Here is a 19,633-nt window from a genome sequence, read left to right on the forward strand (position 1 = left end):
AATTCAAAAACTATTATCGCAAACGCGTTTTTCTTAGAAAGAACGCTATTACCGGACATTTCCAAAGACAGCTAAATAAAAGCATGTTAAAATTTGAAAAAGGGGGAAATAAGATGATAGAAAAATTTGAATACTATTTTCCATTAAAAAAGACAACGAAAAAAATCCATGTTTATTTACCAAATGATTATCTGGACAGTGAAGAGCGCTATCCGGTCATGTATATGTATGATGGTCATAATTTATTTAATGATCAAGATGCAACGTATGGAACTTCTTGGGGCTTAGAAGACTTTCTAGACCAATATGATAAACCGATGATGATAGTGGGAATTGAATGTAGTCATAATGGTAATGAACGTTTAGATGAATATTGTCCATATTCTATTGAAACTAGCTTTTTTGGAGCAATGAATGGCTACGGTGATGAGTTAATGGATTGGGTTGTTCATGAGTTGAAACCATTTATTGATGAAAACTATCGTACGTATCCTTTTCGAGAGGCGACCGCAATTGGTGGCAGTTCAATGGGAGGGTTAATGGCTTTTTATAGTGTAGTAGCCTATAATCATTATTTTTCTAAGGCTGCTTGTTTGTCACCATCCATTTCTTTATGTATGAATCAATTAAAAGAAGAATGGACTCGTCATACAATTTCTCCAGATACACGTGTTTATTTTAGTTTTGGTGAGCGTGAAATTGCCGGCCACGAAAGTGCATTAGACGATGTGGGGTATTTTAATGATTGTCTGGTGGCTATTGGAGGAACAAGTTATATTCACATCCAAAAAAATGGCGGACATAATGAAATGACTTGGAGACAGCAAGATCAATTATTTATGGATGTTTTATGGAAATAAGAAAAACGGACACTCAAGCTAAGTCGTTTTACTTGAGTGTCCATTCTTTAGTTGAGGTCTAACCACGTTCGCTGTTCATCAAAATGTTGAGCAGCATGTTTTGCGTTGGTAACAATAATATCTGGATACCCCAACACACTTAATAAAGCAATAGCATTTCGAGTTTTAGCAGCCCCTTTTTTTACACGATAATCAAAAGAAATACCTTCATCTTCGTCAATTTGTTCTGAAAAATGGCTATTTTCGCAAGTTGTCTTTAGCATTTCAGTCAATTCGATGTCATGTGTAGCAACCATTGAAAGACTGTTCGTCTGACTTAACCAAGCGACAATACTTGAGGATGCAGCAATTCGTTCCACGGTATTCGTTCCTTTTAAAATTTCATCAATAAAACAGTAGCAATGTTCCTTTGTGGCAACTTTATCTAATAAGCGTTTTACAGATTTTATTTCAGCAACAAAATAGCTGTCACCTTCAGAAATATTATCTTCGACAGCCATTGAAGTTAGCACATGTCCAGGTTGCATAACAAATTTTTCCGCAATGGCTGTTTGAATAGTTTGTGCCAAAATACAACTAATCGCAATACTTTTCACATAAGTCGATTTACCCGAAGCATTTGAGCCAGTCACTAAGGTTGTTTGTTGCCAATCAACGGGATTCATTACAGCCTTCTCTAATAATGGATGATAGATATTTTCCGCAGTAACCTGTCCATTTTTAAATGTTGGCTGACAAGTGACTGGCATAAATGAGCGGAAATTTAAAACCGCTGCTGCCACTTCTAATTTTCCTAAGATTTCCCAAAGACGAATCGCATCTTTTTGATAATGACGAATTCGGCGAATAACAAATGAATAGGAGATAAAAGGTAGCATAAACATTGTATTTAAATAATCGAAAAGCACTTCTGTTTCTGAATTACCTTTTGAACGAAAAGAAACGCCAAAATAGAGGATGCTCTTTAGATTTTTTAAAGTCGCATGTAAGTCACCTTGTAAAGGCTGGCTGATTTTCGCAATTTTCTTACCAGTAGCGATGGTTTGGATTAAATAGCGCATACTATTGAGCTCAATATCTAATTGGGCTTTTTTAATCTGATAAAAAATGGTGTTAAAGACCAAGCTACCAATAGTTAAAACAAGACCAGTAGATTGTCCAATGAAAAAAAAGAATAACCCAATAAAAGGTAAGATACCTAATAAAATAAATACAGGCAGAGATCCTAATGCTTTTTTTTCTTGGTTAGAAAGATAATGTTTGGAAAAATTATGATCTTGTTTTCCTAATTGCGCAAAAGCGTATTGGATTTTTTCACGCTCGTGAGGAAACTCTTGATAATATGCGATGAGTTTCTCAATTTCAGTATCTTGTTGCCAATGATAATTCCGCAATTGTTGATACAGAGCTTCTGAACCAACACTAGAATAAGTAGCATTAATCAATTCAAATACTTGAAACATATCTAAATCATACCAAGTGATATCATCAATTTCACTGTCCCATTTTTTAAAAGAACGTTCTTGTTGCCAGGCGCTTTTTAAACTTTCTTCTTTATCAAATCTTGGCTGAAGAGGAATTTTCCCCCATTGATTTTTGACGCGCTGTTTTAGTTTCACACGTTGATAATATTCCATGCCAATAATGAGCAGAAAAATTCCTACAATCACGATTAAAATAAAAAGACGTTCGTTCATTTTTTTCACCTTTTCTAATAGTTGTCATATAATAAGGATAACATATATCATTCATAGGTATCTTAAAGAAAGAGAAAAAGTTATAATAGACACGTAATAGATTATATCGGAGGGACACAATGAGTACATGGTGGAAAGAAGCAGTTGGCTATCAAATTTATCCAAGAAGTTTTAAAGATTCGAATAATGATGGAATTGGTGATATCAATGGTATTCGGGAAAAATTAGGTTATTTGAAAGAGTTAGGGATCGATTTTATTTGGATTACGCCTATTTACGCTTCACCTAATTTTGACAATGGGTATGATATTTCAGATTATTGCGCAATTTCTAGTGATTTTGGTACGATGGAAGAGTTTAAAGAACTTGTAAACGAAGCAAAACAATTAGAGATAAAAATTATTATGGATTTAGTGATTAATCACACATCGAATCAACATAGTTGGTTTGAGAAATCTCGACAAAACGATCCAGATTACCGTGATTTCTATATTTGGCACGAACCCGTTAATGGCAAGGAGCCGAATGATTGGCAGTCTATTTTCGGTGGCTCTGTATGGACATACGATGAAGTAAGAGAAGAATATTATTTCCATACTTTTGCAAAAGAACAACCCGATTTGAATTGGGATTCACCAGCAATGAAGAAAAAAATAGTTGAAATGATTGAATGGTGGGCAAATCAAGGAATTGATGGTTTCCGCATTGATGCCATTTCACATATAAAAAAAGAAAAATGGGACCAACCAAACAACGATTCGAAACGTCCATTCAAAGCATTTCAAAATGTAGAAGGCATTGGAGAATATTTGAGTGAATTAAATACAATCTTTAAAAAACATAACTTAATGACAGTCGGTGAAGCATCTGGAGTTACTGCAGATGAAGCCGAAGTTTGGGTAGGCAGAGATGGTTACTTTAATATGATTTTTGAGTTTGAACATACTGGATTATGGCGAACAGCAAATGTTGAACAACCGTTTAAACAATTTAAAGAAGCTTTAGTTCGATGGCAAGAAGCCTGTGCCAAAGATAAAGGCTGGAATGCGTTATATATGGAAAATCACGATTTACCAAGAAGTATATCTGTGTATGGCGACGATAGCCCAATGTATCGAACGATTTCTGGAAAAGCTTTAGCGATGGCCTTTATGCTGTTACAAGGAACTCCCTTTATCTATCAAGGACAAGAAATTGGTATGACAAATACCACTTTTGATTCAATTGATGAAGTCAATGCAACAGATACTATCTATATGTATCATCAATTAATCACCCATGGTTATTCAGAAACACAAGCGTTGGAACAAATATCAGCGGTGACTCGCGATAACGCTCGGACCCCTATGCAATGGGATGGCTCTGAGTTTGCAGGTTTTTCTGAAACGAAACCTTGGTTAAAAATGAATCAAAACAAAGGTTCTGTTAATGTAAAATTAGAACAAGAAGACGCGAATTCTGTGTTTAATTTTTACAAAGAGTTAATTCAATTGAGAAAAAAATATCCTGTGTTTGTTAGTGGTGCCTTCCACTATATTGAAACCGAAGCAGCACCCGTTTTTCACTATGAACGTAAAAATGAACAAGAGCATTATGCAATTGTAGTGAATTTAAGTAAAGAAGAACAAGATTTTGTTTCATTAGATGAATTGACGGACAATAAACTCGTGCTATCCAATTATTTGGATTATGATTTTTCAAAATTGCGTCCTTTTGAAGCACGTTTGTATAAATTGTCATAGTTATTTATGCTAGAGAATTACTTTTGGGTAATCCTCTAGTTTTTCTAGGAAGAGTATTCATGAAAATAAGAACTATTGCTACAAGGGAATTAGAAATGAATTAATTGAAAACTCATTTTCATATGGAATTAAAGATTCTAAATTAAATTGAAAAACATTTTACAAAGCACAATAAAATAATTTGAAGCTTGTTTTGGTTAAGGAAAAACCAATTTCAGTATTTTATGCAAAGCTAATTTTAAATATTGGTGTATGTGGCGGTGTAACAACGGTTACTGATTTATTTGACCTTCATATTGGTGAAAAGAATAATTATTATGGTATTAGAAAGAAATGAAACAGATCATTCTTATTACGTTTAATCAAACGAAAGAATTGCTAGTGTTCAACATTGAAAGCTTATAAGTAATAAATTAAAAATTATATTTGAAATCCTTTTCATTGTGTGGTAGTATGAATTGGCAAATAATGTTATTGGCGTGTTACTGATTATGCAGGCAAGACCAAGACAAACGTAAACTTCATTTCGATGGGGCTCGTTTGTTTTGGTCTTTTTTATTTGAAAGGAGTAAAGAAGATGGATTACAAAGAAGTAGGTAGAAAAGTTTTAGAATTAGTAGGTGGGAAAGAAAATGTAGTTAGTTTGACGCATTGCGCGACTCGCTTGCGTTTTGAATTAAAAGATAAAAATAAAGCAAAAACCCAACAATTAGAAAAGACATCAGGCGTGATAAGTGTTGTTGATAGTGGTGGTCAATACCAAGTTATTATTGGCAATGAAGTACAAACTGCTTTTAAAGAAATTCAAAAAATAGTAGGAACAACCAAAGTGCAGAAGGATACTACGAGGGAGAAAGAAGGCCTGATTTCAAGAATTATTAGCGTTATTTCGACGACTTTTACACCCATGATTCCAGCAATTACTGGTGCTGGGATGGTAAAAGCGATTTTAGCTGTACTGACGTTAACAGGTGTGTTATCTGATACAAGTCAAACATATATTATTTTAAATACAGTTGCAGATGCTGCTTTTTATTTTATGCCTGTACTTTTGGCTTATGGAGCATCGATTAAGTTTGAAGTGAGTCCAATTTTAGCAGTGACTGTTGCAGGAATTTTGCTACATCCAAATATTTCACAGCTTTTTTCAACAGGAGATCCTGTACATTTCTTAGGAATTCCCGTATTAGCAGCAGACTACGCTGGTTCAGTATTACCGATTATTTTTACAGTATGGATTATGTCGTATGTAGAACGCTTTGCAGAGTGGATTTCGCCATCGTTTATTAAGTTTTTTACTAAACCAATGTTAGTGTTTTTGATTATGGGACCATTAGCTTTAGTAGTTATTGGGCCTTTTGGAACCTTACTAAATGATTTAGTCGCTACCGGTGCTTCTTGGATTAATGATAAGGCAGCTTGGTTAATTCCATTTTTAATGGGCGGACTTCAGCCCTTCTTAGTAGTAACTGGAACAGCTTGGGCAATGACCCCAATTGCAACAATGCAATTAAGTAAAAATGGCTCAGAAATGGTCAATGGACCAGGAATGCTAGCATCTAATATTGCGCAATCTGGTGCCACTTTTGCTGTAGCTTTTAAAACAAAAAACAAAGAATTAAAACAATTAGCTACTTCAGCAGGGATTACCGCTTTAATGGGGATTACAGAGCCTTCTTTATATGGTGTAACTTTGAAACTAAAAAAACCACTGATTGCTTCTATGATTGGTGGAGCAATAGGGGGACTATATGCAGGTTTATCAGGATTAGTCCGTTATGCCTTTGTTTCACCAGGTCTGGCTGCTTTGCCAGCTTTTATTGGAGAAAATCCAATGAATATCGTTCATGCTATTATCACTTGTCTTATTTCATTCAGTGCAACATTCATTATTGCTTATTTAATGGGATTTGAAGACCCAATAACTGAAGCAGAAAGCAATGAACAATTACTAGAAAATGTGAACATGACGATAAAAAATCCCATCAAGGGGAACGTCATCCCTTTATCAGAAATCAATGATAATGTATTTTCAAAAGGATTGTTAGGAAAAGGTGTAGGGATTCAACCAGAAGAGAATATCATTGTATCACCCATTGAAGGAACAGTTTTAACAATTTTAGAATCAAAACATGCGATTGGATTGATTTCTTCAGAAGGTGTAGAAATATTAATTCATGTAGGAATTGATACCGTGAATTTAAAAGGAGCACCTTTTGAGCTATTTGTTAAAGAAGGGGACTATGTATCTGTTGGTCAGGAATTAATGGCAATTGATTTCAAAAAAATCAAAGAAAAAGGATACGATGACACGGTTATTTTAATTGTTACGAACAGTGATAAGTTTACTATTCAAGAAAAGGTAGGTCCTGCTTTATCAGCAGAAGAACTCATGACAATTAATTAGGAGGAAACGTTTATGCAATATAAAACTTTAGAAAAATTCCCCGATAATTTTTTATGGGGAGCTTCAATTAGTGCTTATCAAGCCGAGGGTGCTTACAATATAGATGGAAAAATATTATCGATTATTGATAAATATCTTCATCCAGAAGATGTTGCTAATTTTGAAGTAGCATCAGATTTCTATCATCATTATAAAGAAGATATTCAATTATTTGCAGAATTAAGATTGAAAGCTTTTCGTTTTTCAATTGCTTGGACTCGCATTATAAATGTGGAGACCCAAGAGTTAAACGAAGAAGGTATTGCTTTTTATCAAAATGTGATTAATGAATGTTTAAAGCAAGGAATTGAACCAGTTGTTACAATGTATCATTTTGATTTACCATATTTTTTAGAAGAAAAAGGCGGTTGGAAAAATCCGAAAACATGTGATGCCTTCTTAATTTATGCTAAAATCTTATTTGAAGCCTATGGCGATAAAGTCAATTATTAGTTAACGATTAATGAGCAAAATACCATGATTTTACATCCAGGTGCAATCGGGATTCCCGAAAACGGTGAATTACCTAGTAAGAAAGAATTATTTCAGATGAATCATCATGTATTGGTAGCACAAGCAAAAACTTTTAAATTGTATCATGATTTAAACTTACCAGGAAAAATCGGCCCTGCGATTAATTTAACTGCGATGTATCAAGCAACCGCTGCACCTGATGATGCAATTGCGGCTCATAATTGGGAAACTTTACGTGGCTGGTCATTTCTGGATGCGGCTGTCAGAGGAAGATATAATTATTTATTTGAAAAGTATTTATATGATCGACAATGGTATCCACAGGTTACACCAGATGACTTTACCTCTTTACAAGCAGGAGAACCCGATTTTATTGCAGTTAATTATTATTCTACAGCAACTATTGCTGCAAGCAAAAATGATGGGTCAGACGTTTCTGCGCGCGCTGGTGATCAACAGATTATGTTAGGTGAAGAAGGGGTTTATCGAGCAGCAGAAAATCCTTATGTCGGGAAAACGCCCTACGGTTGGGTAGTTGACCCCACTGGCTTACGATTAACTTTACGTAAATTATATGATCGGTATAATTTGCCTATTTTAATAACTGAAAATGGTTATGGTGCTCCTGATAGACTTGAAGACGACGGTTCTGTTCGTGATCAAGAGCGTATCAACTATTTAAGCCAACATATCTATGCAATTCAAGAAGCAATTACAGATGGTGTGGATGTTTTAGGATATTTACCATGGTCGGCTATTGACGTTGTAAGCACACATCAAGGATTTAACAAGCGTTACGGTTTTATTTATATCGATCGCACAGATCAAGAATTAAAAGAATTACAACGGATAAAAAAAGATAGTTTTTATTGGTATCAACAAGTGATTGCTCGTAATGGCTTGTAGTAGATAGGAAGGCGAATGAGATGGAAGTCATTAAAGCATTGAATAATAGCCTGATTCTTAGTCGGAATGATGAGGGAGTTGAGGTTATTCTAATGGGAAAAGGGTTAGGTTTTTCATTAAAAAAAGGTGACTGTGTTCCTGAAGAAAAAATAGAAAAAGTATTTAAATTGGATTCAATTTCTCAAACATTAAAATCAGATTACATTCAATTGTTTGAGGATATTCCTGAAAATTTGCTACTAGTAGTGAAAGAAATTGTTGATTATACTAATAAACAATATGAAAATAAGCTAAATAAAAATTTGTTTTTTACATTGTTAGATCATATCAATTACGCGATTGAACGTAGTGTCAAGGGAATTGTATTTCAAAATAAATTACTTGTAGAAATTCAAAGATACTATCCTAAAGAATTTACGATTGGTCGTTATGCTGTCGAACGCTTGAATTTAGAATTAAAGATAACCTTACCTGAAGAAGAAGCTGGAAACATTGCGTTTCATATCGTCAATGCGCAAGATAGTCTTGCAAATATGGAAGAAACTATTTTATCTATTCGTATGTTAAAAGATATTCTAATGTTATTAGGATATCTTTTTCCAGAAAAAGAAGTCGACAAAGAGTCATTCTTGTATCTGCGTTTTGTGACACATTTACAATTTTTTATTGGACGTATGTTAAAGAGAGAAGAATTGCCTGCTAAAGATGATTTTTTATTAAATTCAGTAAAAGTTCGTTTAAATCGAGAATTCCAGGCCGCACAAAAAGTAAAAGAATACGTAGAAAATGAACTTAATGTGTCAGTGAATAGTGATGAATTGTTGTATCTAACTCTGCATATTGCACGTGTTTATTAGCAATAAAACTAGTTTGGATTTCCAAACTAGTTTTTAATTTATTAAATGCTAAAATATAAGGAAGTATATAAAAAGGAGAGGATTACGTGCTAAGTAGTAAAGATGTAGCAGAATTATTTGATATCTCAATATCGACTATCCGTTATTATGAAAAAATTGGGATTATTCCCCCGATTGAAAGGGATGAGAACGGCTATCGAATTTATACAAAGTCTACCTTAAATTGGATTTATTTAATGAAAAGTTTACGTAACGCAGGGTTATCAATTGAATCTTTACAAGAGTTTTCTCGATTGTCACAAAAGCAAGGCGAAGAGCGCAAACAACAAAAACAAGTATTAAGAGATCAATTGCAAGAAATTGATGAAAAAATAGCAGAGCTACAACGTGTACGTAAGTTACTTAATTACAAAATTGAAACGTATGATGAACATTTGGCTAAATTTCAAACAGGAGAGTTAACCGCTGTAACTACAGAAGAACTTTGGAAAGTAAAATTATAAAAACGCTTGCTATAAAGTCCACTTCATACTTTAAAATAAATGTAATGTTATTTTGAAGGAGGAAGAAGTATGGAACACGTATTAACGATGAATAATGGAATTGAAATTCCTATTTTAGGTTTTGGAACGTATCAAATTACCGATCCGCAAGAAGCAGAGGAAGCTGTTTTTCAAGCTATTCAAACAGGTTATCGTCATATTGACACTGCCCAATCGTATTTGAATGAAGAAGCAGTCGGTAGAGGAATCAAAAAAGCTGATATTGCTAGGGCGGAATTATTTATTACAACTAAAATATGGGTCGAAAATGTTTCTTATGAAGGTGTGTATGCTTCCTTTCAACAGTCACTAGAACGTTTGCAATTGGATTACGTAGACTTGTTGTTAATTCATCAACCATTTAATGATGTGTATGGCGCTTGGCGAGCGATGCAAGAATTACAGCAAGAAGGAAGAGTTCGAGCGATTGGCATTTCTAATTTTTCTGTCGATCGGGCAGTAGATTTGTCTTTATTCAACAAAGTAGTACCACAAATCAATCAAATTGAAATTAATCCATTTCATCAACAAACAGAAACAATTAAATTGTTAAAACAAGCGAATATCCTTCCAGAAGCATGGGCACCTTTTGCAGAAGGAAAACATGATATTTTTAATAATGAAATTTTAAAAACAATTGCTAAAAAACACAATAAATCTGTCGCCCAAGTGATTATTCGCTGGTTAGTGGAACAAGAAGTTGTGGTTTTAGCTAAGTCAGTTAAACCAGAAAGAATGCGTGAAAACTTTAATGTATTTGACTTCAACTTATCAGATGAAGAAAAGAAACAAATTGCTACTTTAGAGCAAGGAGAAAGTCAATTCTTTTCGCATGCTGATCCAGCAATGATTCGTTGGATGGCAGGACGTAAATTAAATAGTTAGAAGGAGAATGAATGTGAAAATACTTTATCTAATGCGACATGGTCAAACGCTGTTTAATCAATTACACAAAATCCAAGGCTGGTGTGATGCACCATTAACTGAGTTGGGAATCAAACAAGCTCAAATTGCTGGACATTATTTTAAAGAAAATCAAATTGAGATCCAAAGTGCGTATTGTTCAACATCCGAGCGTGCATCAGATACGTTAGAACAAATTACTGATTTACCCTATACTCGATTAAAAGGCTTAAAAGAATGGAACTTTGGTCGTTTCGAAGGCGAGCCAGAATTTTTAAATCCGGCATTACCTTATGGTGACTTCTTTGTTCCTTTTGGTGGAGAGGCTGAAATGGCCTTTCGAGAACGTGTTGCACAATCGATTTTTGAATTTATGTCAAACGAAACTCATGAAACTATTTTAGCAGTTTCACATGGTGCGGCTTGTCGTCAGTTTATGCGTTATTGGGCACATACAAGTGAAGTTGACCAAAAAAAACCGCTCGGAAATTGCTGTGTATTAAAGTTTGAATTTGATGAAAATGAATTTCGTTTAATCGAGATTATTAATCATGATTTTAGTTTAATTATTTAATTGAAAAAATTAACTATAACTAAAGTAAGAAATTTTCAGTGAAACCATATATTTAGAGTCTTGACTATGAAAATGCAAAATACATTTTCAAAACGATTAAAGAGAAATATAGTACAGAAAAAATTGTTTTGGTCATAATGCATGATAAGCAGTGAATTTTATTATATGTAGATAATTCGAACCTCCGACATTTAGGTGTTGGAGGTTCGTTTACATTTCTTTAAAATTACTTTCAAACCATAAGGAGAAAGAGCGTTAAGAAGTGAACTCTTTATCTTACATAAGTTGGGATAAAGCTTCTGGGCTTAGGAAAGGCGCTATATCTAAAATATCCTTGGTTGAGTAGTGGTAGGAACATTTTTGTATTAATTGAATGAGAGTTGCTTCATTTAAAAAAGGAGCAAGCTCCGCTACTGCTTTCATAGAATAACCTTCTTTGAATAATTCATAATCGATAATTTGCGAAAGTTGTCGTGTATCTAAGAATGGCGCAAGTTCAACGAGATCAGCTAATGATATGTTGGTAAATGGTGCTTTGATATAGCTAAATAAGTTATTTTTGTCAATAAAAGGTGCTAAGGCTAGTAAAATTTCGATATCGAAGTGAGGCTCTTCTATTTCTTCAATAATCTTATTCAATTCATCAGGTTTAACAATTGCCGTAATACGCATTAATTCTTCTTCTCGCAGTGAATCATGGTTTGCAACTTTAGTAACTGTTGCTACTAACTGCTCATTATTCAATAATTCATCAATAGTTAGCTGAAAAATTTTGGCTAGCTCCGATAATTTTGCAATATCTGGAGAAGTCAATCCATTTTCCCAAGAGGAAACCGCCTGATGACTGACATATAGTGCTTCAGCTAATTCACTTTGAGTTAAATTTTTTTCTTTTCTGTAAGTCCCAATAGTTTTGCCTAGTTCTTTAGTGCTAAAGGGTTGATTTGTCATATAATTCGCCTCCTTGTATTGATAATAACTGTTTGAAGAAAGATTAGTAAAGCAAGTATAACTTGAGTAGTTTATCAAGAAATACTTGCTTTACTAGCATATTTAAAAAATACGAGTTTTTTTTATCGAACAATTCGTAGAGCAATCTTCGCAATGTCCGTGCCCTTTAACCTGTTTATAAATAATCCAACCTGCAAGTCCAAAAATGAATATAGATAAAAGTATAGTAGTCATTATTTCCCTTCTTTCAAAATAGGTGTTGGGAGTAGTTGAGTATGTTCTTTAGGATTTCGTATCAAACTATAAACCATTCCAACTAAAACAAAACCGGCGATAAAAGTACTAAATGCAATAGGTGCATGCTCTACAAAGATATGACCAAATTGATAGAGGACAAAGCTGACAAGATAAGCTAATCCACATTGGTAACCAATAGCAATCCATGTCCATTTGCTATTCGCCATTTCGCGATGGATGGCACCTATTGCCGCAAAACAAGGTGCACACAAAAGATTGAACAGTAAAAAAGAATAAGCAGAAAGTGCAGTAAAGTCGTTGTGTAATAGAGGCCAGATTTCATTTCCATTTTCAAAAATAGAATTGAGATTACCATACAGAATACCAAACGTACCAATAACATTTTCTTTTGCAACTAAACCAGCGATTGTTGCGACTGTTCCTTGCCAGTTTCCCCATCCCAATGGTGCAAAAAGTGGGGCAATAAGCTGTCCAAATGCGACTAACATACTCTGACTTTCTTGAACAGGCTGTAAAGAGAAACTGTAATGCGAAGTAAACCAAATAAAGATACAAGAAACGAAAATGATTGTTCCAGCTTTTTTTACAAAAGAGCTACCTCGAGCAAAAGTTTGATGGAAAACATTTTTGAATTGTGGAAAATGGTAAGTGGGTAATTCCATAATAAATGGAGCAGGATCACCAGCAAATAAAAAAGTTTTCTTTAAAGCAATTCCTGACAAAACAATAGCAGCAACACCAATGAAGTAAGCAGACGGTGCAATCCAACTACTATGTGGGAAAAAAGCACCTGCAATCAAAGCAATAATTGGCAATTTAGCCGAACAAGGCATAAATGTTGTAATCATAACAGTTAATCGACGATCTTTTTCATTTTCAATTGTTCGACTTGCCATGACACCAGGCACTCCACACCCTGTTGCAATTAACATTGGAATAAACGATTTTCCTGATAGACCAAACTTTCGAAAAATTCGATCCATAACAAAAGCAATACGTGCCATATACCCACAATCTTCTAGGATAGATAAGCAGAAAAATAAAACTAAAATTTGTGGAAGAAAACCTAATACAGCCCCAATACCAGCTATAATTCCATCTAATATTAACGCTTGAAGCCATGGCGCAATAGCCCAAGAAGTCAACAATTTTTGGGTAAAATCAGGTATTAAAGTCCCAAATAATTCTTCGTTTATCCAATCAGTCCCTAAAGTTCCGATTGTTTGAATGGAAAGATAATAAATACTCCATAAAACAAGTGCAAAAATAGGTAAAGCTAAAAAGCGATTCGTCACAACTCGATCAATTTTGTCACTAATGTTCTCTTGAAATTCTTGTTCTTGAAGCAGACATAAAGAAATCAAACGAGAAATAAATTCGTAACGCTCATTAATCAAAATCGCATCACTTGTATCATCAAAAAGCATTTCAATAATGTGAATAATCTCAGCGATTTCTTTTTCCTGAGCTTCATTTAATGATAGTTTTTCTTGAATAATAGGATCTTTTTCAAAAAGTTTAATCGCGTACCATCGTGCTTGTTCTTTTGAAACGTTTGACCCTAAAACATCCATAATTTCATGTATAGCACTTTCAACGCGATCATCATAAATAGGGGCTACAGGTGCTTGTTCATTGGCAACTGATATTCCTTTTTCAATTAAAATTTCTATTCCATTTTTCTTCAAAGCACTCATACCTACAACTGAAACACCTAGACTATAGGACAATTTGTCTAAGTTCAATTTTCGGCCACTTTTTTTGACGATATCCATCATGTTTATTCCAACTACAACGGGTAGGCCTATTTCTAAAAGCTGTGTAGTCAAATATAAATTACGTTCTAAATTACTACCATCTACAATATTTAGAATTACATTTGGTCTTTGTTCAGATAAATAGTCTCTAGTAATAATTTCTTCAGGTGTATAAGGGGAAAGAGAGTAGGTACCAGGTAAATCTTGTAAAACGATTTGTTTATTTTTACGGAAGTGTCCAGATTTACGTTCAATAGTCACGCCCGGCCAATTGCCCACTCGTTGTGAGGAACCAGTTAAATAGTTGAAGACGGTTGTTTTTCCACTATTGGGATTGCCAGCAAGAGCAAAATGATAGGGATTCATAAATTCTCCTCCTTTGATACTAGAATTAATGTAGCTTCCTCTTTTCTTAATGTTAGTTCATAATTTCGAATAGTCACTTCTATCGGATCGCCAAGAGGGGCGACTTTTTTTATGACAATGGGGATATTCTTTGTGACTCCCATATCCATTAAGCGACGTCGAATAGCATCTTTACCATATATACTTACGACTGCACCAGATTCTCCAACCTCTAATTGATCTAAAGATACCCAATTTTGATTCAAACGAATCGTATCTACCCAAATGTTTTCTAAAAGTTCTCTAGAAACAGCTAAGCGACTATTTCTTAACGAAAGAATTCCAGCTTGTTTGTCCAATTTGATTAGTGCAACTTTGTTTGAAGTACGCACACCTAATTGTTGTAAATAATTTCTTGTTTTTGAATCGCCTGTGATTTTTTGAACTTGATAAACTATATTTAATGGTTGACTTACTAATTGATTCATGGATACTTCCTCCTTCTAATAAAAGGTATACATTGTATAAATGAGAATCATTATCATAAGATTACGACCTAGTTATAGGTTATGTCAAGGGATAAAGTGAATAAGTACACAATGTTTTTTTGTCAATATTTTCAGAGGGTTATTTGTTACATTTAAACTGCATATTATGACATCGAAGTTTTAACTATAGGAGATTGTGATAAAATTCGTTTTGAATAAGTTAGTTAGATGGCATACTTTATAACTGAGAAATAATTACTTAATACTACTTTATTAATAGTAAAGAGGGAGGGAGAATTTCATGTCAGAAACTATGTTGCATATACTTTTCTTAAGTATTCCTAGTTGTCTATTAATTTTTGGTGGCTGGTTATTTATTTTACACAAATATAGACTATGGAATAATTCATTATATATTGTTTTCAAAAATCAGAGAACACTAGTAAATGACGTAACAGGAAAATTATGGATAATTGGTGGCATTGTAACTGAGGTATTAATCATTATTTTTAGGAACCGTTTGACTATACCAAGCGCGGTTATTATATACTTAATCACGCTTGTTTTAGGTTTTCTTGTTGCATATTTTCTGATTAGAAAAAAGTAGAGTGATTTATTAATAAGTATTAAATTTTATGTAAGCGGAGGGAAAGACAATGAAAAACAATCAAACTCAGTTAAAGAAAGCTAAGACATGGAATATCGTTCTGTTAGTGATATGCACAATCGGGATAATATTCTCTCTTGTGAATTTACCTACAGCTTTAAATCCAGATCCAGCAATTTACACAGAAGAGCTCCTAGGAAGTCAGGCTACGCAGCTATACGGCCAAGTAAATAGTTTACAATCGAAAGTTTATGCATTACTTGATTTTGGTATTTCTCTGATTATTGTAGTTTTATTATTTTTAGCACATCGGAAGTTAAAAGAAGGAAAATTAGCCGGTAAAGCACCATACTATATGTATTTGACATGGATGGTATTTGGGATGATTTATTCGTTCTTATTTTTACCAACTATTGAGATTAGCGGGTTTGAAAGTATGACAAAATTAATGAGCGGCATTGGGATAGTTTTTCAATTATTATTAGCGATACCAGCAATAATGGTACTGATTCATTTATTTAAAGCAGATTCTGAGGATTCAATATGAGGAAACGAAAAAAAGTAACGAAAAGACAACAAATTATTTTTAGTATTATTGCGGGAATAGTTGGAGTAGTAGGGATTATGGGTGCTTTTTTTTATAGTTATAATAAAACTCCTAAGCAACAAGAAAATAAGTACCAAATAATTACAATAGAACAAACAAGTCCATTGATATTGAAGGGGACTGTGGTTGCAGAAAAAATACAGTCATTTTATTATGATCAATCAAAAGGTGAAATAGCCGAGCTTTTTGTAAATAATGACCAAGAAATTAAAGAGAATACCTTACTTTTTTCTTACGAGAATCCCACTATACAGGACCAATTGGTTGAACAGGAGCAAACGTTAGAAAAATTGAATCTAGCTGTTCATAATGCGCAGCAAAACTTAGATAATGCTTATATAAAAAAACAAGAACTACAAAATCGATTAGATGAAGCAACGGCTAGTTACGATAATGCTAATAGTGAGACAGCTGAAGGTCAGCAAGTTAAATTAGAAGAACAGGCTAAAAAAGAGCAGTATCAGGAGGCTATCTCTGCACAGGAAGAGGTCATTATTCAAGCGCAACAAGTATTGGATACTGCTTATATAGATTTAAATGGCGCAAATTCAATCATTGAAAATACTCAGAATAAGGAAATAACTAATATTTTTAGTCAAAATGCAGGTATAGTAAGTATCAATGAAGAAGGAAAAACAAATCCTTCCATCCCATTGATTCAAGTTGTCAGTAAAGAAATGGTCATTGTAGGGAAAGTAACCGAATATGATTATGAACGATTAAATAAAGATATGACGGTAAGCATTAATTTTCTACATGATAATTCAAAAATAGCAGGAACAATTTCAGAAATTAATCCCTTGCCAGACACTGCAGAAATAAATGCTGACGTAACACAAGCGAGTATTGCTACGTACTCATTTAAGGTAAAACCGGAAGAAACGTCTCATTATGGCTATAATTGTCAAATTAGCGTGGAATTAGATGAGTTGCGCATTCCTAAAAGCTCCATTATTTCAAAAAATGGTCAAGAGATTGTTTATATAGTTGAAAATGGAAAAACAAAAAAAACACGTGTAACCTTTGAAAGAAAAGATGATTTGTTTATTGTTCTAGAAGGATTAAAAGAAAAAGATCAGATTATTGAAAATCCTGATGATTCATTAAAAGATGGTCAAGAAGTGATGGTGAACTAGATGATTGATTTAAAAGGAGTTAATAAATATTACCAAAATGAAGAGGATACCATTCACGTTTTGCAAAGTATTGATTTGCAAATCAATGAAGGAGAGATGGTTGCTATTATGGGGCCATCAGGTTCAGGAAAATCTACCTTGATTAATTTGTTAGGGTTTATTGATACGTCGTTTGAAGGAAAATATTTGTTTGAAGGTGAATCTTTTACTCAGTGGTCAGATGATGCCATATCAAAAATAAGGAATCAAATGGTAGGATTTGTTTTTCAGAACTTTAGTTTAATTGAAAACTATACAGTCTTTGAAAATGTCGAATTGCCGTTGTTATATAATGGCTATCATTTTCGTCAAACAAAGAAAAAAGTGATCGAAGTATTGGCAATGGTAGGATTAAAAGATAAAGCTGAAAAATATCCCAAACAGCTATCTGGTGGGCAGCAGCAACGTGTTGCAATTGCACGAGCGATTATTAATAATCCTAAATTTATTATTGCAGATGAACCGACAGGAGCGCTAGATACTCATACATCTCAGGAAATTATGCAATTATTTGCTGAATTAAATCAAAAAAATCATGCTACCATTATTCTTGTTACTCATGATCCTGAAAATATATCATATTGTACGCGTTTAATTCAGATTCGTGATGGAAAAATTATGGAAGATAGGGAGTTGAATCAATGAGAATTTATGTAAATTGGCGTACTTCTATTCGTTCCGTATTTAAAAACCGTAAACGAAGCTTATTGACGATGTTTGGAATTATTATTGGAATCGCTGCTGTTATCGCAATTCTGGCAATCGGACGTGGGTTTGAAAAAGATACACTTAAAAATTTAAGTAATACTGATGAGGATTTAGTTGAAATACAAGTAAGTTTTACGCCTAATAATGGTTCAATTGATGGAAATAATCTTAATTTTTTCAATGACATGGATCGTATGCAAATTGAACAAATACAAGGTGTACAATCTGCTGAATATCCAAAGCAGAATGAAAATCTTATTTACAAAGATATTTTTATTGGAGGAAAAAAAGAGACGAAACAGCTTTCTTTGATAGAGAAAACAACAAAAACTTTAATCTTAGGAAGGGGTCTGACTAAATTTGATAATGAGATTAAAAATAATGTAGCGGTAATTGATTCTGTCACAGCTACACAATTATATGAAACAGAAGAAAAAGCATTAGATAAAGGCATCGAAATCGAAGGATATATTTTTAAGATTATTGGTATTTATCAAGGAAGTGAAATAGAGAATATATTTTCACTACCTGAAACCAATATTGAATTGCCTCCAAATGTATATACTAGATACTTTACAACACAAGAATCGAGTATGGCTTTGATGGTTACCTTAGAAGAAAATACGATACCTGCCACTGTAACGACAGAAGTCATCAATCGTTTAGAAGAAAAAGGGTCGATGAAGGAATTTGGTGAGTATGTTGTATTTGATACCGCGTTATTAAGTGATGGTATTAGTCAAATTTTAAGCACAATTACTTTGTTTATTTCATGCGTTGCCGGGATTTCATTGATTATTGCTGGAGTGGGGGTCATGAATATGATGTATATTTCTGTTTCAGAACGAACAAAAGAGATTGGTATTCGACGAGCGCTAGGCGCAACACAGCAGTCCATTCGTTTACAATTTTTATTAGAGGGGGTTACTTTAACTTTAGTTGGCGGCTTAATTGGATATCTTATTGGTATTGGCTGCGCTTATTTAATTGGATCATTCATTAACGTCACTGTTTCTATTGATTTGTTTACGATTTTATTAGCAGTAGGTGTTTCCAGTGGTATCGGAATTCTATTTTCTGTGATGCCGGCATCTGAGGCTGCGAAAAAAGATTTGATTGATATTTTACGGTGAAAAAGTGAAACCATAATTAAGATGTCATTGTTATTTAATAAAAGAAGCTTAGAATCATTTTATTATGGTCAAAAACATAAGGAGTAGAGCGTTCTTTGTTACAACTATACTGGAGACTATTACACAATAAGACTAATTGATCAAATACATATTATTCTATGATTAAAAATACAACAAAATAATAAGTAATTTTAAAAATATATGGTGTGATATCTTAATGATGAATTTAAATTATTTAAGAAATTTTAATTTCTAACGCTTCACTCTAAATATTTTATCTACTAAATATAGATTGGTATGTATTTTATTTGTGAAGAAGAAATTGATATTTAAAAAATTTAGAAAGGAGCATGGACAATGGAAACAAGAACATTTAATCCAAGCTACATGCAGAAGCGCAGCGTGCAAACCTGTTCTGTATGTACAACTTGTGTAGGCGGTTGTATTGCATTAGTTAATCCTACAGGTCTTGCTGCATTATTAACAGCCACTTTCTTACAAGCAGGTTAGAAGTATATTGACGTAAGTTTTTTACCCTGGCATACCCGAGGAATAACGAGAATGTTTCTAGATTTAGCAAATCTTTATTGAAAGTCTATTATA

General features: G+C 33.5%; 17 protein-coding genes and 1 pseudogene. 14 read left to right on the top strand and 4 right to left on the bottom strand.

The annotated features are described in order from the left end of the window. Positions 1 to 113: 113 nt before the first annotated feature. A complete protein-coding gene (locus tag AC4BC7_RS02595) occupies positions 114 to 860 on the top strand; it encodes an alpha/beta hydrolase (protein WP_490503749.1) in 747 nt (248 codons plus the stop codon). A gap of 47 nt (positions 861 to 907) precedes the next feature. Here AC4BC7_RS02595 and AC4BC7_RS02600 read toward each other — a convergent pair whose 3' ends face one another. Further along, positions 908 to 2,557 (bottom strand): MutS-related protein, encoded by a 1,650-nt coding sequence (locus tag AC4BC7_RS02600; protein ID WP_490503750.1) that lies wholly within the window; start codon positions 2,555 to 2,557, stop codon positions 908 to 910. A 119-nt stretch (positions 2,558 to 2,676) separates the two neighbouring features. On the opposite strand from AC4BC7_RS02600, the gene AC4BC7_RS02605 reads away from it, so the two are divergent. The 7 genes and pseudogenes from AC4BC7_RS02605 to AC4BC7_RS02635 all read left to right on the top strand — a co-directional run bounded on the left by AC4BC7_RS02605 (position 2,677) and on the right by AC4BC7_RS02635 (position 11,001). Continuing rightward, positions 2,677 to 4,299 (top strand): alpha-glucosidase, encoded by a 1,623-nt coding sequence (locus AC4BC7_RS02605; RefSeq protein WP_490503751.1) that lies wholly within the window; start codon positions 2,677 to 2,679, stop codon positions 4,297 to 4,299. Positions 4,300 to 4,876: 577 nt separating this feature from the next. Beyond that, positions 4,877 to 6,706, top strand: a complete 1,830-nt coding sequence (locus AC4BC7_RS02610; protein WP_490503752.1) for a beta-glucoside-specific PTS transporter subunit IIABC — start codon at positions 4,877 to 4,879, stop codon at positions 6,704 to 6,706. Between the two features lie 12 nt (positions 6,707 to 6,718). After that, positions 6,719 to 8,125: pseudogene (locus tag AC4BC7_RS02615) on the top strand (glycoside hydrolase family 1 protein). A gap of 20 nt (positions 8,126 to 8,145) precedes the next feature. After that, complete coding sequence (locus tag AC4BC7_RS02620) at positions 8,146 to 8,982, top strand: PRD domain-containing protein (protein WP_490503753.1); 837 nt, start codon at positions 8,146 to 8,148, stop codon at positions 8,980 to 8,982. A gap of 86 nt (positions 8,983 to 9,068) precedes the next feature. After that, positions 9,069 to 9,485, top strand: a complete 417-nt coding sequence (locus AC4BC7_RS02625; RefSeq protein WP_207940368.1) for a MerR family transcriptional regulator — start codon at positions 9,069 to 9,071, stop codon at positions 9,483 to 9,485. Between the two features lie 69 nt (positions 9,486 to 9,554). Continuing rightward, positions 9,555 to 10,409 carry an aldo/keto reductase gene (locus AC4BC7_RS02630; RefSeq protein ID WP_490503754.1) on the top strand — a complete coding sequence of 285 codons (855 nt, stop codon included), beginning with the start codon at positions 9,555 to 9,557 and terminating at the stop codon, positions 10,407 to 10,409. 7 nt (positions 10,410 to 10,416) lie between these two features. Further along, entirely contained in the window at positions 10,417 to 11,001 is a 585-nt protein-coding gene (locus AC4BC7_RS02635; protein ID WP_490503757.1) for a histidine phosphatase family protein, read from the top strand. Between the two features lie 276 nt (positions 11,002 to 11,277). On the opposite strand, the gene AC4BC7_RS02640 is transcribed toward AC4BC7_RS02635, so the two are convergent. From AC4BC7_RS02640 to AC4BC7_RS02650, 3 genes are all read right to left on the bottom strand, one after another. Further along, positions 11,278 to 11,952, bottom strand: coding sequence for a helix-turn-helix domain-containing protein (locus tag AC4BC7_RS02640; RefSeq protein ID WP_490503758.1), 675 nt, complete (start codon positions 11,950 to 11,952; stop codon positions 11,278 to 11,280). Between the two features lie 233 nt (positions 11,953 to 12,185). Then, positions 12,186 to 14,333 carry a ferrous iron transport protein B gene (feoB, locus tag AC4BC7_RS02645; protein WP_490503760.1) on the bottom strand — a complete coding sequence of 716 codons (2,148 nt, stop codon included), beginning with the start codon at positions 14,331 to 14,333 and terminating at the stop codon, positions 12,186 to 12,188. Continuing rightward, on the bottom strand, positions 14,330 to 14,800 hold the full coding sequence (locus AC4BC7_RS02650; RefSeq protein ID WP_490503761.1) for a FeoA domain-containing protein: 471 nt from the start codon (positions 14,798 to 14,800) through the stop codon (positions 14,330 to 14,332). The genes feoB and AC4BC7_RS02650 overlap by 4 nt, the downstream gene beginning before the upstream one ends. Before the next feature lie 301 nt (positions 14,801 to 15,101). Here AC4BC7_RS02650 and AC4BC7_RS02655 point away from each other — a divergent pair, with 301 nt between their 5' ends. The 6 genes from AC4BC7_RS02655 to AC4BC7_RS02680 all read left to right on the top strand — a co-directional run bounded on the left by AC4BC7_RS02655 (position 15,102) and on the right by AC4BC7_RS02680 (position 19,540). Continuing rightward, complete coding sequence (locus tag AC4BC7_RS02655) at positions 15,102 to 15,407, top strand: hypothetical protein (protein ID WP_490503762.1); 306 nt, start codon at positions 15,102 to 15,104, stop codon at positions 15,405 to 15,407. A gap of 49 nt (positions 15,408 to 15,456) precedes the next feature. Beyond that, the gene (locus tag AC4BC7_RS02660; RefSeq protein ID WP_490503763.1) at positions 15,457 to 15,954 is read left to right on the top strand and encodes a hypothetical protein; all 498 of its coding nucleotides are present in this window, start codon (positions 15,457 to 15,459) and stop codon (positions 15,952 to 15,954) included. Next, positions 15,951 to 17,150, top strand: a complete 1,200-nt coding sequence (locus tag AC4BC7_RS02665; protein ID WP_490503764.1) for an efflux RND transporter periplasmic adaptor subunit — start codon at positions 15,951 to 15,953, stop codon at positions 17,148 to 17,150. Before AC4BC7_RS02660 ends, AC4BC7_RS02665 begins: the two co-directional genes overlap by 4 nt. Then, positions 17,151 to 17,834, top strand: coding sequence for an ABC transporter ATP-binding protein (locus tag AC4BC7_RS02670; protein ID WP_490503765.1), 684 nt, complete (start codon positions 17,151 to 17,153; stop codon positions 17,832 to 17,834). Further along, positions 17,831 to 19,030 (top strand): ABC transporter permease, encoded by a 1,200-nt coding sequence (locus AC4BC7_RS02675; RefSeq protein ID WP_490503766.1) that lies wholly within the window; start codon positions 17,831 to 17,833, stop codon positions 19,028 to 19,030. The genes AC4BC7_RS02670 and AC4BC7_RS02675 overlap by 4 nt, the downstream gene beginning before the upstream one ends. 357 nt (positions 19,031 to 19,387) lie before the next feature. Then, on the top strand, positions 19,388 to 19,540 hold the full coding sequence (locus tag AC4BC7_RS02680) for a hypothetical protein (protein ID WP_490503767.1): 153 nt from the start codon (positions 19,388 to 19,390) through the stop codon (positions 19,538 to 19,540). Positions 19,541 to 19,633: the final 93 nt, after the last annotated feature.

The sequence above is a fragment of the Enterococcus sp. AMC1623 genome (assembly GCF_058216495.1).

Coding starts and splice junctions, on each gene's coding strand:
- AC4BC7_RS02640 (WP_490503758.1), bottom strand. CDS start 11,952: ATGACAAATCAACCCTTTAGCACTAAAGAACTAGGCAAAACTATTGGG.
- AC4BC7_RS02620 (WP_490503753.1), top strand. CDS start 8,146: ATGGAAGTCATTAAAGCATTGAATAATAGCCTGATTCTTAGTCGGAAT.
- AC4BC7_RS02595 (WP_490503749.1), top strand. CDS start 114: ATGATAGAAAAATTTGAATACTATTTTCCATTAAAAAAGACAACGAAA.
- AC4BC7_RS02605 (WP_490503751.1), top strand. CDS start 2,677: ATGAGTACATGGTGGAAAGAAGCAGTTGGCTATCAAATTTATCCAAGA.
- AC4BC7_RS02670 (WP_490503765.1), top strand. CDS start 17,151: ATGATTGATTTAAAAGGAGTTAATAAATATTACCAAAATGAAGAGGAT.
- feoB (WP_490503760.1), bottom strand. CDS start 14,333: ATGAATCCCTATCATTTTGCTCTTGCTGGCAATCCCAATAGTGGAAAA.
- AC4BC7_RS02650 (WP_490503761.1), bottom strand. CDS start 14,800: ATGAATCAATTAGTAAGTCAACCATTAAATATAGTTTATCAAGTTCAA.
- AC4BC7_RS02680 (WP_490503767.1), top strand. CDS start 19,388: ATGGAAACAAGAACATTTAATCCAAGCTACATGCAGAAGCGCAGCGTG.
- AC4BC7_RS02635 (WP_490503757.1), top strand. CDS start 10,417: ATGAATGTGAAAATACTTTATCTAATGCGACATGGTCAAACGCTGTTT.
- AC4BC7_RS02660 (WP_490503763.1), top strand. CDS start 15,457: ATGAAAAACAATCAAACTCAGTTAAAGAAAGCTAAGACATGGAATATC.
- AC4BC7_RS02655 (WP_490503762.1), top strand. CDS start 15,102: ATGTCAGAAACTATGTTGCATATACTTTTCTTAAGTATTCCTAGTTGT.
- AC4BC7_RS02665 (WP_490503764.1), top strand. CDS start 15,951: ATGAGGAAACGAAAAAAAGTAACGAAAAGACAACAAATTATTTTTAGT.
- AC4BC7_RS02610 (WP_490503752.1), top strand. CDS start 4,877: ATGGATTACAAAGAAGTAGGTAGAAAAGTTTTAGAATTAGTAGGTGGG.
- AC4BC7_RS02630 (WP_490503754.1), top strand. CDS start 9,555: ATGGAACACGTATTAACGATGAATAATGGAATTGAAATTCCTATTTTA.
- AC4BC7_RS02600 (WP_490503750.1), bottom strand. CDS start 2,557: ATGAACGAACGTCTTTTTATTTTAATCGTGATTGTAGGAATTTTTCTG.
- AC4BC7_RS02675 (WP_490503766.1), top strand. CDS start 17,831: ATGAGAATTTATGTAAATTGGCGTACTTCTATTCGTTCCGTATTTAAA.